Annotated in this window: 14 protein-coding genes and 1 tRNA gene; 6 read left to right on the forward strand and 9 right to left on the reverse strand. The window is 65.0% G+C overall.

Annotated features, from left to right (window positions below; all coding sequences use genetic code 11):
* Positions 1–47: 47 nt before the first annotated feature.
* The 3 genes from JYK05_RS06160 to mfd all read right to left on the reverse strand — a co-directional run bounded on the left by JYK05_RS06160 (position 48) and on the right by mfd (position 5,939).
* Positions 48–1,052, reverse strand: a complete 1,005-nt coding sequence (locus JYK05_RS06160) for a threonine/serine dehydratase (RefSeq protein ID WP_206468100.1) — start codon at positions 1,050–1,052, stop codon at positions 48–50.
* A 31-nt stretch (positions 1,053–1,083) separates the two neighbouring features.
* Positions 1,084–2,325, reverse strand: a complete 1,242-nt coding sequence (gene argE / locus JYK05_RS06165) for an acetylornithine deacetylase (protein ID WP_175940264.1) — start codon at positions 2,323–2,325, stop codon at positions 1,084–1,086.
* Positions 2,326–2,462: 137 nt separating this feature from the next.
* Complete coding sequence (mfd, locus tag JYK05_RS06170; protein WP_206468101.1) at positions 2,463–5,939, reverse strand: transcription-repair coupling factor; 3,477 nt, start codon at positions 5,937–5,939, stop codon at positions 2,463–2,465.
* Positions 5,940–6,142: 203 nt separating this feature from the next.
* Here mfd and ispD point away from each other — a divergent pair, with 203 nt between their 5' ends.
* Positions 6,143–6,802: a 2-C-methyl-D-erythritol 4-phosphate cytidylyltransferase gene (ispD, locus tag JYK05_RS06175; RefSeq protein ID WP_241269857.1), complete on the forward strand. Its 660-nt coding sequence runs from the start codon at positions 6,143–6,145 to the stop codon at positions 6,800–6,802.
* A gap of 34 nt (positions 6,803–6,836) precedes the next feature.
* Positions 6,837–7,328 carry a 2-C-methyl-D-erythritol 2,4-cyclodiphosphate synthase gene (ispF, locus tag JYK05_RS06180; protein ID WP_206468103.1) on the forward strand — a complete coding sequence of 164 codons (492 nt, stop codon included), beginning with the start codon at positions 6,837–6,839 and terminating at the stop codon, positions 7,326–7,328.
* 53 nt (positions 7,329–7,381) lie between these two features.
* Here the strand turns inward: ispF and JYK05_RS06185 are convergent, their stop codons facing one another.
* The 4 genes from JYK05_RS06185 to ompR all read right to left on the reverse strand — a co-directional run bounded on the left by JYK05_RS06185 (position 7,382) and on the right by ompR (position 10,945).
* Positions 7,382–7,906: a carboxymuconolactone decarboxylase family protein gene (locus JYK05_RS06185; RefSeq protein ID WP_175940268.1), complete on the reverse strand. Its 525-nt coding sequence runs from the start codon at positions 7,904–7,906 to the stop codon at positions 7,382–7,384.
* 97 nt (positions 7,907–8,003) lie between these two features.
* Entirely contained in the window at positions 8,004–8,552 is a 549-nt protein-coding gene (locus JYK05_RS06190) for a peroxiredoxin (RefSeq protein ID WP_175940269.1), read from the reverse strand.
* A gap of 212 nt (positions 8,553–8,764) precedes the next feature.
* Positions 8,765–10,135, reverse strand: coding sequence for an ATP-binding protein (locus tag JYK05_RS06195; RefSeq protein WP_175940270.1), 1,371 nt, complete (start codon positions 10,133–10,135; stop codon positions 8,765–8,767).
* 84 nt (positions 10,136–10,219) lie between these two features.
* Positions 10,220–10,945, reverse strand: a complete 726-nt coding sequence (gene ompR, locus JYK05_RS06200; protein ID WP_008349770.1) for a two-component system response regulator OmpR — start codon at positions 10,943–10,945, stop codon at positions 10,220–10,222.
* 218 nt (positions 10,946–11,163) lie between these two features.
* Between ompR and JYK05_RS06205 the strand changes: the two genes are divergently transcribed.
* Positions 11,164–11,592, forward strand: a complete 429-nt coding sequence (locus tag JYK05_RS06205) for a hypothetical protein (protein WP_241269858.1) — start codon at positions 11,164–11,166, stop codon at positions 11,590–11,592.
* A 20-nt stretch (positions 11,593–11,612) separates the two neighbouring features.
* Positions 11,613–12,563: a DUF1501 domain-containing protein gene (locus tag JYK05_RS06210; RefSeq protein WP_206468104.1), complete on the forward strand. Its 951-nt coding sequence runs from the start codon at positions 11,613–11,615 to the stop codon at positions 12,561–12,563.
* Between the two features lie 567 nt (positions 12,564–13,130).
* Here JYK05_RS06210 and JYK05_RS06215 read toward each other — a convergent pair.
* Positions 13,131–13,973 (reverse strand): squalene/phytoene synthase family protein, encoded by an 843-nt coding sequence (locus JYK05_RS06215; RefSeq protein ID WP_206468105.1) that lies wholly within the window; start codon positions 13,971–13,973, stop codon positions 13,131–13,133.
* A 218-nt stretch (positions 13,974–14,191) separates the two neighbouring features.
* Between JYK05_RS06215 and JYK05_RS06220 the strand changes: the two genes are divergently transcribed.
* Positions 14,192–14,578, forward strand: a complete 387-nt coding sequence (locus tag JYK05_RS06220; protein ID WP_175940273.1) for a hypothetical protein — start codon at positions 14,192–14,194, stop codon at positions 14,576–14,578.
* A 26-nt stretch (positions 14,579–14,604) separates the two neighbouring features.
* Here the strand turns inward: JYK05_RS06220 and JYK05_RS06225 are convergent.
* Positions 14,605–14,691 (reverse strand) — tRNA-Leu (locus JYK05_RS06225).
* Positions 14,692–14,946: 255 nt separating this feature from the next.
* On the opposite strand from JYK05_RS06225, the gene JYK05_RS06230 reads away from it, so the two are divergent.
* Positions 14,947–15,372, forward strand: coding sequence for a DUF2946 domain-containing protein (locus JYK05_RS06230; protein WP_206468106.1), 426 nt, complete (start codon positions 14,947–14,949; stop codon positions 15,370–15,372).
* The last annotated feature ends 72 nt before the right edge of the window (positions 15,373–15,444 follow it).

Here is a 15,444-nt window from a genome sequence, read left to right on the forward strand (position 1 = left end):
TCACGCGTGCGAGCGTAAAAACGGCCCCGAAAGGGGCCGTTTGCACATCAGGGCGTGGCGATATGCTTCGCGAACGTGTCGGCGTCGGTGTTGGTCCCGCAGAGCAGCAGGCCGACGCGCTTGCCTTGCAGCGTCTCGCGCAACGGGCCGAGCAGGGCGGCGGTGGACGCCGCGCACGCCGGCTCGACCGCCAGCTTGAGTTCGCTGAACAACTGGCGCATGCCGTTGCGCAACTCGCTGTCCGACACGGTCACGACGGCGTCGATATGACGGCGGCACAGCTCGTAGCTGTACTGCTCGGTATGCGGGGCCATCAGCGAATCGGCGATGCTGTGCATCGCGCCCATCTTCACCGTATGGTTGGCCGCGAAGCTGCGGCTCATCGCATCCGATCCTTCCGGCTCCACGCCGTACACGTGCAGCGCGGGATTCGCGAGGCGCATCGCGGTCGAGACGCCCGCCGCGAGCCCGCCGCCGCCGATCGGCACGATGACCGCATCCAGATCGGGCGCCTGCGACGTCCACTCATAGCCGAGCGTCGCGGTGCCGAGCACCGTGCGGTAGCCGTTAAACGGATGGATGAACACGCGTCCTTCTTCCGCTTCGACGCGCCGCACGACTTCGAATGCTTCAGCGACGTTTTCCGCGAACACGATGTCCGCGCCGAAGCGCCGGCACAACTCGACGCGCGCCGGGTTCGCCGTCTTGATGATGACGACCTTTGCGCCGACGCCCATGCGCTGCGCCGCGTACGCGACCGCGACCGCGTGATTGCCCGCCGACACGCAGGTGACGCCCGCGGCACGCTCGCTCTCGGTCAGCGCGAGGATGTTCGAGAACGCGCCGCGCGCCTTAAATGTGCCGCTTGCCTGCAACAGCTCGAACTTGAACGTGACGGGCGTGCCTTCCAGCTTCGGAAAGTCGTGCCGCTCGAAAACCGGCGTGCGCGCGACCCAAGGCGCGAGCGCCATATGCTGTTCGGCGATCTCGTCGAGCGTCGGGATCGGCGTGCCGTCGATCGTGTTGTCGGTAGGCTGTATCGCGCTGGACATGGCGTGCAATGCGTTTTCCGATGAAAGCGGGTCAGCGCGCCTGCGCGTCGACCGACATGCTGTGAATGAACTTGCCGAGGAACGCTTCGCAGGCGGCCAGTTGTTCGAGCGACACGTACTCGTTCGCCTTGTGCGCCTGCTCGATGTTGCCGGGCCCGCACACGATGCTCGGCACGCCCGCGAGCGCGAAGAGACCCGCCTCGGTGCCGTACGCGACCTTGCGCTTTTCCTGGTTGCCGGTGAGCGCGCGCACGAGTTGCGTGATGGCGGCCTGTTCGGTGGCATCGAGCCCCGGCGCCGACGCGATCTTTGAGAACTCGATCGCTCCGTTCGCGTGCTCCTTCTGCATCTTCGGCACGAGCGTCTCGCGCGTGTACGACTCGATGCGCGCGAAGATGGCTTCCGGGTCCATCGTCGGGAGATTGCGGAATTCGAAGTCGAAGCTGCATTCGGCGGGCACGGTGTTGAGCGCGTTGCCGCCCTTGATGGTGCTCGTCTGCGCGGTGGTGAAGGGCACGTCGTACAGTTCGTCGAACGGGCCTTTCGCGCGAAACTCGTCGGCGACATCGCGGATGAAGCAGATGAGGCGCGCCGCATATTCGATGGCGTTCAGTCCCTTCGGCGTCAGCGACGAATGCGCCGCCGCGCCGCGCACGCAGCAGCGGAACGCGTTGATGCCCTTGTGCGCGATGATCGGGCGCATGGACGTCGGTTCGCCGACGATGCAGCCGTCCGGACGCACGCCGCGCTTCTTGAGGTCTTCGATCATCAGCGGCGCGCCTGCGCAGCCGATTTCTTCGTCGTAGGAAAGCGCGAAGTGGATGGGCTTGGCGAGCTTGGTCGACTGCATGACGGGAAGCATCGCGAGGGCCGCGCCGATGAAGCCTTTCATGTCGCACGCGCCGCGGCCGTAGAGCAGGCCGTCGCGGACTTCTGGCTTGAACGGATCGCTTGTCCAGTCCTGGCCGTCGACCGGTACGACATCGGTATGACCCGACAGCACGATGCCGCCGTTGGTCTCGCCGTCGTGCGCGGGCACGGTCGCGAAGAGATTCGCCCACTGGCCGCGCGGGTCGGTCGTGATGACGGCTTCGATGCCCGATTTGCGTAAGTCGTCGCGGACGGTTTCGATCAGGCCGAGATTTGGGTTGCGGCTTACCGTGTCGAAGGAAATGAGCCGTTCGATCCACGGCAGGGATTGGGGCGACGACGCTTGCCCCTTGCTGGACGGTGAAGAAGCTTCGGAATGCGCCGGATCAGCGACGTATGACATTTTTTGACTCCTGTCGACCAGTGTGCGGACGCAGAGCGTCTTTGCTCTGATCGCATGCAGTTGGGATGCGGCGGGTAGGCTTCGATCATACCTCGGATAGCCGCCTTCCCGCAGGCGTTCAAAAACCCGCGAAGCCTTTACCGCACCGCCGCAACAGGCTTCCTCACCGGCCCCCCCAACGCCCGCAACGTCTCCTTCACCGTAGCAATCCGCACCGCCAGATCCGGACTACGCGTCTCGATACGCAGCTTGTCCTGCCCCGCGAGCTTGATGTGCTTGTTCTTCTGCACCATCTCGATGATCTTCATCGCATCGACGGGCGGATTCGGCACGAACTGCAACGCGATGGAAAGCTCGGCCGCGTCGATCTTGGATATGCCGAGCGGCTTCGCGGCCAAACGCAGCCGATGCGTCTCCACAAGCGCATGCGCCTGCGGCGGCAGCTTGCCGAATCGGTCGACGAGTTCTTCGAGGATGCCGTCGATCGCATCGCTCGATTCGCAGTTCGCAAGCCGCTTGTACAGCGACAGACGCTCCTGCACATCGCCGCAATATTCGGCGGGCAGAATGGCCGGCGCGTGCAGATTGATCTCCGTCGTCGCGGCGAGCGGCGCGTTCAAGTCCGGCTCGCGACCGTCCTTCAGCGCGCGCACCGCGTCGTTCAGCATGTCGGTGTAAAGCTGGAAGCCGATCTCGTGAATTTCGCCCGATTGCTTGTCGCCGAGCACTTCGCCGGTACCGCGAATCTCGAGGTCGTGCATCGCGAGATAGAAGCCGGAGCCGAGTTCCTCCATCTGCTGAATGGCTTCGAGCCGGCGCTGCGCCTGCTTCGTCAGCGACTGCGGATCATGCACGAGCAAATACGCATACGCCTGATGATGCGAGCGCCCGACGCGCCCGCGCAGCTGATGCAATTGCGCGAGCCCGAACTTGTCCGCGCGATGCATGATGATCGTGTTCGCGCTCGGCACGTCGATGCCCGTCTCGATGATCGTCGTGCACAGCAGCACGTTCGCGCGCTGGCCGACGAAATCGCGCATCACGCGTTCGAGCTCGCGCTCGTGCATCTGCCCGTGCGCGACCGCGATGCGCGCTTCCGGCACGAGCGCCTCCAGCATCGCGCGGCGGTTGTCGATCGTCTCCACTTCGTTGTGCAGGAAGTACACCTGGCCGCCGCGCTTGAGTTCGCGCAACATCGCCTCGCGGATCACGCCGTCTTCCTCGCGGCGCACGAAGGTCTTGATCGCGAGACGCTTTTGCGGCGCGGTCGCGATCACCGAGAAATCGCGCAGACCTTCGAGCGCCATGCCGAGCGTTCGCGGAATAGGCGTCGCGGTCAGCGTGAGAACGTCGACCTCGGCGCGCAGCGCTTTAAGCGCCTCTTTCTGCCGCACGCCAAAGCGGTGTTCCTCGTCAATGATGACCAGCCCGAGCCGCTTGAACTTCACATCGCTCGACAGGAGCTTGTGCGTGCCGATCACGATATCGACCGAGCCTTCGTTGATCTGCTGCACCGACTGCGACACTTCCTTCGTGCTCTTGAAGCGCGACAACTCCGCGATACGCACCGGCCAGTCCGCGAAGCGGTCCGTGAAGGTCTGCGTGTGCTGTTCGGCGAGCAGCGTCGTCGGCGAAAGAATCGCCACCTGCTTGCCCGCCATCACCGCGATGAACGCGGCGCGCAGCGCGACTTCCGTCTTGCCGAAGCCGACATCGCCGCACACGAGGCGGTCCATCGGCTTGCCGCTCGTCATGTCCGCAATGACCGATGCGATCGCCGCCGCCTGATCCGGCGTTTCCTCGAAGCCGAAGCTCTCCGCGAACTTCGTGTAGTCGCGCGGATCGAGCTTGAAAGCGAAGCCTTCGCGCGCGGCGCGGCGGGCGTACAGGTTCAGCAACTCGGCGGCGGTATCGCGAATCTGCTGCGCGGCTTTGCGCTTGGCCTTCTCCCACTGGCCGGAGCCGAGCGTGTGAAGCGGCGCGCTTTCCGGGTCCGCGCCGCTATAGCGCGAGATCACATGCAACTGCGCGACCGGCACGTACAACTTCGATTCGTTCTGGTATTCGAGGTGCAGAAACTCGGTCTCGCCTTCGCCGAGGTCCATCGACACGAGGCCCATGTATCGGCCGATGCCATGCTGCGCATGCACGACCGGATCGCCCACCTTCAATTCGGCGAGGTCGCGCACCATCGAATCGACATTGCTCGCCTGTTCCTGACGCCGCCGCCCGGCGCGGCGCGCAAGCGGCCCGTACAGTTCGGTCTCCGTGATGATCGAAAGCTCTTCGGCGGGCAGCGCGAAGCCGTTCGCGAGCGGCGCGATGCCGAGCGTGAACTTCGCGTCGCTCGTGAGCCATTCCTGGAACGTGTCCTGCAACTCGCCGCGCAAGCCGTTGTCCGCGAGCAATTGCTGAATGGTCTCGCGCCGGCCCGCCGATTCCGCGACGAGCATCACGCGGTTCGGTGTCTGCTCCAGATAGTGACGCAGCGCGAGCAGCGGCTCGTCCGCGTGACGGTCGATGGCAAGGCCCGGCAGCGGCACGGCCCAGCCGCCTTCGGGCGTCGGCGGAAACTTCAGTTGCGCGAACGGTTTGGCGAACGTGAAGAAGTCATCGTCCGTGAGAAAGAGTCGGCGCGGCTCCAAGAGCGGACGCTCGCGGTCGTGCGAGAGGAATTCGTAGCGCTGCTTCGTGTCGTGCGTGAAGCGCTTGATCGCGGCGTCGAGATCGCCGATGAACGCGAGTTGCGAGCCTTGCGGCAAGTAGTGAAAGAGCGTCGCGGTGTCATCGAAGAAGAGCGGCAGATAGTATTCGATGCCCGCCGACGGCACGCCGTTGCCGATGTCCTTGTAGATCTGCGAGCGGCTCGGATCGCCCTCGAAAACTTCACGCCAGCGGCTGCGAAACGCGGTGCGTGCCGCTTCGTCGAACGGAAACTCGCGGCCCGGCAAGAGGCGCACGTCGCGCACCGGATAGAGACTGCGCTGCGTGTCGGGATCGAACGCGCGAATCGAGTCCACTTGATCGTCGAACAGGTCGATGCGATACGGCAGCGGCGAGCCCATCGGATACAGGTCGATCAGCGAGCCGCGCACGCAGTATTCGCCCGGCCGCACGACCTGGCTCACGTGCTCGTAGCCCGCGAGCGTCAATTGCGCCTTGAGCTTGGCTTCGTCGAGACGCTCGCCTTGCGTGAAAGAGAACGTGTACGCCGCGAGAAAGGACGCGGGCGGCATGCGATACAGCGCGGTGGTCGCCGGCACGATGAGAATGTCGCAGCGGCCTTCGCCGAGGTCGTGCAGCGTCGCAAGCCGCTCGGAGACGAGATCCTGGTGCGGCGAGAACGTATCGTAGGGCAGCGTTTCCCAGTCGGGCAAGAGACGCACGCGGGCGTCCGGCGCGAAGTAGGGCAACTCGGCCGCGAGGCGCTGCGCGTCGACGGCGCTCGCGCAAACCACCGTCAGAAGCGGCACCGCCTCGCGATGCGCCGCGAGGTATCGCGCGATGGCGAGTGCATCGGCGGAGCCGGAAGCGCCGTCGAAGACGAAACGCTGACCTGCCTTGACGAGCGCGATGGGGGAAGTGGACTGCGCGTTGACGGCTTTCGAAGACATAAGGTGTGCATTGAACCGCCCGCGCGCTGCCACTGAAAAGGCGCGCGCCGGACGTGGTCGCGGAGGACCTATTATAAAATCCGGGCTTCACTTTGACTTGGCCACATGATTTTCTCGTGACTTCGCCCGCCGCCCCGTCTACCACTGCGCGTCTTTTCGCGCTCATTCCCTGCGCCGGAACCGGCAGCCGCTCCGGCGCGCCGATGCCCAAGCAATACCAGACGGTCGCGGGACGGCCGATGCTCGGCTACACGCTCGCCGCATTCGACGCGTGCCCCGAATTCTCGCAGACACTCGTCGTGCTCGCACCGGACGATCATCACTTCGACGCGCGCCGCTTCGCCGGCCTGCGCTTCGTGGTGCAGCGCCGGGGCGGGGCGTCGCGGCAGGCGTCCGTTTATAACGGCCTCGTCGCGCTGGCGGAATTCGGCGCGCGCGACGACGACTGGGTGCTCGTGCACGACGCCGCGCGCCCCGGCATCACGCCCGAGCTGATTCGCAAGCTCGTCACCGAAGTGCGCGACGATCCCGTCGGCGGCATTCTCGCGCTGCCGGTCGCGGATACGCTAAAGCGCGTCGCACCGACCATGCCCGATGCGCCGGCGGGCGGCGCGCGCATCGCGCGGACAGAATCGCGCGACGGCTTGTGGCAGGCGCAGACGCCGCAGATGTTCCGGCTCGGCATGTTGCGCGAAGCGATCGACCGTGCGCGCCATGACGGCCACGACCTCACGGACGAAGCCAGCGCCATCGAATGGCTCGGCCACTCGCCGAAGCTTGTGCAGGGCAGCCTGCGCAACTTCAAGGTGACTTATCCGGAAGACTTCGGTCTCGCCAGCGCGATCCTCTCGGCGCGCGCCTGACGGACCGCTCACTCTCTACTGCTAGGTGGCATCGATGGATTTCAGAATCGGACAGGGGTACGACGTGCATCAGCTCGTCGAAGGGCGCGAGCTCATCATCGGCGGCGTGACGATTCCGTACGAACGCGGCCTGCTCGGCCATTCGGATGCCGACGTGTTGCTGCACGCGATCACCGACGCGTTGTTTGGCGCGGCGGCGCTCGGCGACATCGGCCGGCATTTTCCGGATACGGCCACCGAGTTCGCCGGCGCGAACAGCCGCGTGCTGCTGCGCGAGGCGGCCAAGCGCGTGTCGGAAGCGGGCTTCGCGATTGCGAATGTCGACAGCACCGTGATCGCGCAGGCGCCGAAGCTGAGTCCGCATATCGAAGCGATGCGCGAGAACATCGCCGCCGACCTCGATCTACCGGTCGATCGCGTCAACGTCAAGGCGAAGACCAACGAGAAGCTCGGCTATCTCGGCCGCAAGGAAGGCATCGAGGCGCAGGCGGCCGTGCTGTTGCGGCGCACGTCGATCGATCATTGAGCGAGCGACGCCACGCGCGAACGACGTGGCGTCTGCCTGCGTCGAGGGGCGCGTTACTTCCCTTCGGCTTCAATCGCGAGCGCCACCGCGCCGATCACCGCGGCGATGCGGCCGACATCGCGCAGTTGCGTCGTCGACATGCCCTCGGTCACGAGATTCTCGTAGTGCGATTTCACGCAGAAATGGCACTTACCGATGATCGACGCCGCAAGCGCGTACATCTCGAAGCGCCGCTTGTCCACGCCGCCGTGCGACGCGTACGCGTTCATGCGTAGCCCGGCGGGCTGCGTCTTCAGGTCGGCGTTGTCGGCCATCTCAAGATACGGATACCAGACGTTGTTCATGCCCATCAGCGCCGCCGCCGTGAGCGCCGCGTTCGTCTCTTCGGGCGAGAGCACGCCGGCATTGCGAATGATCGACACGAGCTTCGTCGCCTTGGCCGCGTAAGCCGCAGCGAGCGCGACGCCCACCGCGTCATTGCCTTCGAGCGACGAACGGGCGATCGTGCCGTCGACGTTCAGGCGAATGTCTTTCGCGTAATCGGGGACCAGCTCCTTGATCGACGACAGGAATTCCATTGATTTCTCCTATTCGATGGCGTTAAAAAAGCCCGCCGGCTCCCGAGCTTGCACTCGAAAGAAGGCGGGCTCACGCATGCGCTCGTGTGCCTTCGCTTTAGAGCGTCGCGCCGCCGACCGCGCGGTTGCACGGGCACAGCTCGTCGGTTTGCAGGCCGTCCAGAATGCGTAGCACTTCTTCCGGATTGCGGCCCACGTTCAGGTTATTGACCGACACGTGCTGAATGACGTTGTCCGGATCGACGATGAACGTGGCGCGCAACGCGACGCCCGCTTCCTTGTCGCGCACGCCGAGCTGGTCGATGAGTTCGCCCTTCACGTCGCCGAACGAATAGTGGTTCAGCTTGTTCAGGTCCTTATGCTCGCGGCGCCATGCGAGCTTCACGAATTCGTTGTCGACGCTGCCGCCCATCAGCACGGCGTCGCGGTCTTCGAAGTCCTTCGCGAGCTTGCCAAACTCGACGATTTCGGTCGGGCACACGAACGTGAAGTCCTTCGGATAGAAGTAGATGATCTTCCACTTGCCCGGAAACGATTGCTCGGTGATTTCCTCGAAAGCGGACTGGCCGTTTTCCTCGTGGTTGTTGAAGCCGGGTTTTGCAGCGGTGACGGTGAATGCTTCGACTTTATCGCCAACGGTCTTCATGCAACGCTCCTGTGTTCGTTGAAAGGACAACTCAAGCCAAACTACCGGAAAGCGGTAACGCGTGCATGACAGTTGCCATGAATGCCGCGCGTCGTAACGGATCATCATAACCCCACGGCAGAACCGCTTCAAAAGGTTTGCCCAATGACGCGGATAGCTTTTTTCGAACGTGCCAGCGAGTCGCGGGTTGAACGCGCAGGTAAATACGCGGGCTAGTCGCGCGGGCCGTCGAAGCGCGCGCCCTTCATCTGCGGGAAGTCGATGGTCACTTCGAAGCCCGGCAGCGGCGTGCGATTGCGCAGCCTGAGCGCGCCGCGCTGGCGCGTGACGAGCCGCTGCACGATCGCCATGCCGAGACCCGTGCCGTTCGCCTGCGTGCGCGCCGCATCGACGCGATAGAACGGCCGCGTGATGAGCGCCACCTGATCGTCGGGGATGCCGAGACCTTCGTCCATCACGGACAGCTCGACGCGCCCGTGCGCCACGCGCGTTTGCAGCGTGATGCGCGCGATATCGTCGCGTTCGCTGCGGCCATACTTACGCGCGTTTTCGAGCAGATTGCCGACGACGCGCCTTGCATCTGTCGGATCGCCCTCGATGACCGCGCCCGGCGCGAGGTCCGTGCGCATTACGACGCCTTCGTCCGCCTGAAAGCGCGCCGCGAGTTCACTCGCGATCATCGAGAGATCGACGGCTTCGGGCATGCGCTGCATCGGCCGCGCGTAGTCCAGGAAGCGCCCGATGATCATGTCCATCTGCTCGATGTCGTCGATCATCGCGAGCTTGGTCGCTTCGTCCGACGGACTCATTTCCGTTTCGAGCCGCAGGCGCGCGAGCGGCGTGCGCAGGTCGTGCGAGATGCCGGCGAGCATCAGCGCGCGGTCCGCTTCGAGCTGTTCGAGGTCCTGCACCATCTGGTTGAAGCTGCGGTTGGTTTCGGCCGCGACGCCCATGCCGCGTTCCGGCAACGGCTCAGGCGACTGTCCGGAACCGACCTTGCGCGCCGCGAGCGCGAGCCGCGCGAACGGCCGGTTCACGAGACTCGTGATGAATGCCGCGCCGAAAAGCGACAGCGCGAGCGCGAACACGCCCCAGCCGGCCCATTGCAGGCCCGTGACAGTGTCGAGCTGATCGCGGTCGAGCGCGACCCAGTAGTCGTCGTCGTCGATCTTGAAGCTGATCCACACGCCCGGAATGTCGTTGACCGACTGCGCGATGATCGTGTCGTTGCCGAGCCGCCCGCGCACGTCGCGCTCGATCAGCCGGTTGAGCGATTCGTCCGGCTGGAGCTTGTATTTGTCCGTGGTCTCGCGCGGATATACGCGCACGCCTTCGTTGCTTTCCAGATCCTGAAGCAGCGCGCGGCGCAGATCGGGATCGGAATAGAGAAGGGCGGTGCGCGTGAGCTTCACGACGGCGACGAGCTGAAGCGCCACGCGCTGCGCGCGCGGCTCGCGTTCGATCACGCGAAAGCTCTGAAACCAGGCGGTGAGGCTAACCGCGATGAGCAGCGCGATCAGCGCGAAAGTTCGCCAGAACAGGCCGCCGAACGCAAGCGCCAGAAGCCGCCTGTCGATGCGCATGGGTCTATCGGGTTCCGCTCGGTGAAGGGGATAAAGCGTATCGGACTCGCTTGAAGTGCGTGGGACTAGGCGGCGCGACGCGCTTTAGGCTGCGCCGTCGGGAATGAAGACGTAGCCGAGGCCCCACACCGTCTGAATGAAGCGCGGGCTGCTCGGATCCGGCTCGATCAGCTTGCGCAGACGGGAAATCTGCACGTCGAGGCTGCGATCGAACACTTCGTATTCACGGCCGCGCGCGAGTTCCATCAGCTTTTCGCGCGACAGCGGCTGGCGCGGATGACGCGCGAACACCTTGAGCACCGAGAATTCGCCGGTGGTCAGCGGAATCTCCTGGCCATTCTTGGTCAGCGTGCGCGTGGCGAGATTCAGCGCGAATTCGCCGAACTCGAACACTTCCGTGGTCTCGGACGGCGCGCCGGGCAACTCCGACGGCGTCTGGCGTCGCAGCACCGCATGAATGCGCGCGACGAGTTCACGCGGATTGAAAGGCTTCGGCAGATAGTCGTCCGCGCCCATTTCCAGACCGACGATGCGGTCCACGTCTTCGCCCTTCGCCGTCAGCATGATGATGGGCGTGCGGTCGTTGCTGCCGCGCAGACGGCGGCAGATGGAAAGGCCGTCTTCGCCGGGCAGCATGAGGTCCAGCACGAGCAGGTCGAAACGCTCGCGCACCCAAAGCTTATTCATCGACGGGGCGTTTTCCGCCACATACACGTTGAAGCCCTGCTCGCCGAGATAACGCCGAAGCAGATCGCGCAGGCGCGGATCGTCATCGACTACCAGAATTTTCGAAGGATTTTTGGTTTCCATGGCGGCATCTTAGCGCGTTTGTTCAAGCGCCGAGTTTGTAACAAAAGCGAGTGTAACAGTTAGTTACAAAATTTACGGGGCCTGTGGCACGGCCCCTGACTTCTCTGCGTACACTGCTTTACCTAAGCCCGCCATTCGGTAGATACTCCATTAGACCAGCGGCCCCAAGCGGCGCGACCAGGCCGCGTGAGACGCATGAAAAGAATGAGGCTGTCCGGTTGTCGAGCAACGAAGGGAACAACATGAAGGGAGCGCGGCGGCGCGGACCTGTGCGCACCGAGCGCATTCTCAGAAAGACGTTAGTGGCTAGTGCGCTGTACGCTGTACTGAGCGCACAGCATGCCTATGCGCAATCTTCCCGACTCCCTGCGTTCCCGTCCTTGTCTGCACCATCCAACGAGTTCGACCGCTCCGTCCACATGCCCGCCGGTCGCTACGACGGCCGGATGATCCGCGCGCAGGATCGCACGGGCCGAGGCTCGAACAAGCGCGAGCGCGACAGCAAGCCCGCCGCGCTGCAACCCGTGCAGCAAGTCGAAGACACACCGCCCGCGCGCCCGCCGCGCCACACCGTCATGACGGCCGACGAGCGACGCCTCTTGCGTCAGCACATCGAAGAGGCCGTGCGGGACCTCTACAAACGCTGATTCACACAGGGACGAACGCGATGAACAGACGTGAGTTCCTGTCGATCGCAAGCGTCGTCGCAGTACAACCGGTCGCGCTCTGCCGCGCATCCGAAGGGCGTCGCCCGATGACGAGGGCGCTCGTTCTCGTCGACTTCAACGGCGGCAACGACGGACTCAACACGGTCATTCCCATTGCCGATCCGCGCTACTACGCGCTGCGGCCGACGCTCGCCATTTCGCGGGATCACGCGTTGCGCATCGACGAGCGCACCGGTCTGCATCCGTCGCTGCGTGCTCTGATGCCCGCGTGGAATGCCGGCGAATGCGCCATCGTGCAGGGCGTCGGGTATGCGCGGCCGAACCGCTCGCACTATCGCGCGCAGCAGATCTCGCACACGGCATCCGAGGCGGACGAATATCGCCGCGATGCGTGGCTCGCGCGCGTGCAGGCGCCGCACACCGCGATGGTTCATCCGGCAAGCGCGCCGTTCGATACGCGATCGTTCACCGCATCCTGCGAGGCGGCTGCGCGCGTCATCGCGGCGAATCGCGCGCAGAGCGGCGTCACGCTGATTCGACTCACGCTCGATGGCTTCGACACGCACCAGCATCAGGCCGCGCGACATGCGGCGCTGCTCGCGCAGTTCGCGGACGGCATCGCTTCGCTGCGGGCCGCGTTGCTCGCGACAGGCGACTGGCGCGGCACGCTCGTGATGACTCGTTCGGAGTTCGGAAGATCGGCGCGCGAGAACGAGACGCGCGGCACCGATCATGGCGCGGCCGCGCCGCAGTTCGTGCTGGGTGGCGCCGTGCGCGGCGGTCTTTTCGGCGAAGCGCCGAGACTCGACGCCCTGGATGCGGAAGGCGGGTTGACGGCCGCCGTCGACTTCAGGCGGCTGTGCGCCACGGCGCTCGATGCATGTTGGAACGCGAACGCCGCGGATGTGCTCGGGCGGCCGTTCGCGCCGCTACCGGTCATGCGCGCGTGAGGTTCGGGCTTAGCCCGTGCGCTAGTTCTTTGAGCGGCTGTTCGCGCCGCTGCCGATTATCCGCGTGTTAGATCCAAGCTCACCGCGTACGTCACGTTTGGCAGGCGGCCGTTCGCCGCGCTGCCGATCACACGCATGAGCATCGCGCTTACCGCGTGCGCCAGGCCTTTCGGAGGTCGTGTGCGCCGCAGCTCGGCATCCGCGCGGTTCCATGTTGACCGCGTGCGTAAGGGTTGCTGGCCGGACATTCGCCGAGCTGCTGCCCAGGCGCGCGTGAGGTTCTCGCTCAGCGCGTGCGCCAGTCTTTTGGCCGGTCGTTCGCGTCGCTACCGACAATCCGCGCGTTAGATGCATGCTCACCACGTGCGCCGCTGTTCTCGTGCGGCCGTTCGTGCCGCTACCGATCACGTGCACATGCATCGCGCTTACCGCGTGCGCGACTTTTTGAGCGGCAGTTCCCACCGCTGCCAACTATCCGCGCGTTAGATCCGGCCCCCCCTGTGTCCGCATCGGTTCCCCGTGCGGCCGTTCGCCCCGTTGCCGATCACGCACTCATGAGCCTAGCGCTTAGCGCGTGCGCCAAGTGATCCACAGCTTGCGGATCGGCGTGAGCGTAATGCGCTGGTGCAACACCTTGAAGCCTTCGCGCTCGATTTCATCTAAGCGGGCCAGCGACAACGCCGCCTGCGCCCGCAACATGCGCTGCGAGGCCCGTTCAGCGGGCGGAATGGCGGCAAGCGCCTCGTCGAGCGAGCGGCGCGCGCGCTCTGTCTGAAAACGCATGAGTTCGGTGAACGCGTCGCTGTACTTGCGGTTGATGATGTCCGCCGCCGTGACATTGAAACGCTGCAATTCATCGATCGGCACGTAGACGCGGCCGTTGCGCGCATCGTCGCCGATTTCCTGCACGCGTTCGGCGAGCAGCAGCGCCGAGCCGAGCGGCGCGGCCCACGACGACACGTCGCCACGCGCGCTCGGACGCGAGGTTGCACGCGCGACGGCGGTCGCGAACGCGCCGCCCGTCTGGTCCAGATAGCGTCTGAGGCCCGGCCAGTCCAGATAGCGCGCCTGGTCGAGGTCCATCGAGAAACCGTCGACGAGCATCGACAGCGACGCGCGGCCTTCTTCGTCGAGCACGCCGCTTCCGTTTGCGTGAGCCTGCAGCGCCTTGGTGACCGGATGCGTCGGCTCGCCGAGATAGAGCCGCTCGAGTTCGCTCTGCCACCACACATGCTTGGTGCGGCCGATGGTCGGATCGCTCGTCTCCTTCACCGTTTCCTCCAGTTCGCGATAGAGCGCATAGAGGGCGGTGAGAAGCGGCTGACGCGCGGCCGGGGCCCGGCGCAGCGCGTAGTACGTGCCTGAGCCTTCGGGAGCGGCCTTTTGCTGGCAATAGTCGTCGAAATTCACGGACGGGGAGCTTGTGGTGGGGAAGGCGATAGGTTGTTCTGTGCTCGCGCTTGCGCCGCGCGTCGAGCGAGGCGGGCGCTCATTTTATCCCGGCGCGGCATTCGCAGCCGCCCGCGCCGCGCTGCCTGGGCGTGTGCGCCGACCCACCGACGCGCCGAAGGGCCCGCGCAACACTGCGTGAAACACGCACACGCGCGAGACCAACGGAGACAGCCGCCATGCCGCTCAGCAAAACGGAAACCAAACAATTCGGCGACAAGTGCCTGCCGCTTATCGTGAGGAGCGTGGCAACGGGCCTCGGCTTCGATTTCCGCGTATGCCCGCGTCAGATGAGCGTCTCGCCGACGCCCGGGCTGCATATCACGGCGGCGCGCCGCGCGGACGCGAAAGCGTCGTATCCGCTCAACGTGTTCGTGTACTTGCCGCCGTCGAGCGTGCGCCAGTTTCTATCGAACCTGGACCGGCCGATTGCCGCCGCGCGTGCCAGCGAGCGCGTGCCGGAAGAAATCAGGAAGCTGATGAATCAGACGGGCGTGGACTTCGCGGGACGATCGCAGGAGAAGGGCGAAGTGATGATGGTCGAGCTGAGCGACATCGCGCTATAGCCGCTCTGAGCGAGCGGTGAGGGGAGTGGTGCGAGGAGGGGGACTCGAACCCCCACACCCTTGCGGGCGTCAGGACCTAAACCTGGTGCGTCTACCAATTTCGCCATCCTCGCAGCACGGGGGCTTCGCGAGGCAGCGGATTTTATCCTGCCGCACTTGACACATCCCCGTGTCTGGCACCGGTCCACTGTGCCAAGCCGGGCATTCTAACGCATTCGTCAGGCGATGTCTGAGAATTTGCGTGACGATTGCATCGCTCGCTGCGCCATGCAGCGCGCGATGCTGGCGATATGGGCGCAAGCATTGCGGCGAGGCAGACGTCTGCCTAGAATCTCGCTCAATCCTTCCGTTTCGCTTTCTCGCTCCCAATGACCCGCAACGCGCGCAATCGCTTCGTCGCATGGCTCGGCATCGCCGCCATGTGGCTTGCCATTGTCGCGCCGGTCATCAGCCAGAGCATCGCCGAGCGCAACGCGGCACTCGATCCCGAGGCGCCGCTCTGTACCGTCAGTACGCTAGCGAGCTTGTTCGCGCAAGGCGGCGAGCACGCTGATCACCATGCCGCGCATGTAGGCGCCGACGAGCACGCGGGCCATCACGACGCCGCAAGCCACTTCGACGCCTGCGCGTATTGCGGGCTGCTCGCGCATCATCTGCCGGTCGCGTCGGCGGCGGCGCATGCGGTCACGCCTGCCGAGCGCGTCACGCGCGCGGTGCCCGTCGCGGCGGTCGACGCCGCCTGCTCGAAGTCATTCAACGCCGCGTCTGCGCGCGCGCCGCCCATCGTTTCCTGAAGCCGTTCTCCGTCCGATCGCTTTGTTGTTCGTCAGGCGCCTGAGCGCCCGGCGACGCGCGCGCTCGCTCGT

Origin of the sequence: Caballeronia sp. M1242 (assembly GCF_017220215.1) — a bacterium.
GTDB lineage: Bacteria > Pseudomonadota > Gammaproteobacteria > Burkholderiales > Burkholderiaceae > Caballeronia.

Coding starts and splice junctions, on each gene's coding strand:
- ompR (WP_008349770.1), bottom strand. CDS start 10,945: ATGGAAACCAAAAATCCTTCGAAAATTCTGGTAGTCGATGACGATCCG.
- JYK05_RS06190 (WP_175940269.1), bottom strand. CDS start 8,552: ATGAAGACCGTTGGCGATAAAGTCGAAGCATTCACCGTCACCGCTGCA.
- JYK05_RS06210 (WP_206468104.1), top strand. CDS start 11,613: ATGAACAGACGTGAGTTCCTGTCGATCGCAAGCGTCGTCGCAGTACAA.
- JYK05_RS06220 (WP_175940273.1), top strand. CDS start 14,192: ATGCCGCTCAGCAAAACGGAAACCAAACAATTCGGCGACAAGTGCCTG.
- JYK05_RS06185 (WP_175940268.1), bottom strand. CDS start 7,906: ATGGAATTCCTGTCGTCGATCAAGGAGCTGGTCCCCGATTACGCGAAA.
- JYK05_RS06195 (WP_175940270.1), bottom strand. CDS start 10,135: ATGCGCATCGACAGGCGGCTTCTGGCGCTTGCGTTCGGCGGCCTGTTC.
- argE (WP_175940264.1), bottom strand. CDS start 2,325: ATGTCATACGTCGCTGATCCGGCGCATTCCGAAGCTTCTTCACCGTCC.
- ispD (WP_241269857.1), top strand. CDS start 6,143: ATGCCCAAGCAATACCAGACGGTCGCGGGACGGCCGATGCTCGGCTAC.
- mfd (WP_206468101.1), bottom strand. CDS start 5,939: ATGTCTTCGAAAGCCGTCAACGCGCAGTCCACTTCCCCCATCGCGCTC.
- JYK05_RS06160 (WP_206468100.1), bottom strand. CDS start 1,052: ATGTCCAGCGCGATACAGCCTACCGACAACACGATCGACGGCACGCCG.
- ispF (WP_206468103.1), top strand. CDS start 6,837: ATGGATTTCAGAATCGGACAGGGGTACGACGTGCATCAGCTCGTCGAA.
- JYK05_RS06230 (WP_206468106.1), top strand. CDS start 14,947: ATGACCCGCAACGCGCGCAATCGCTTCGTCGCATGGCTCGGCATCGCC.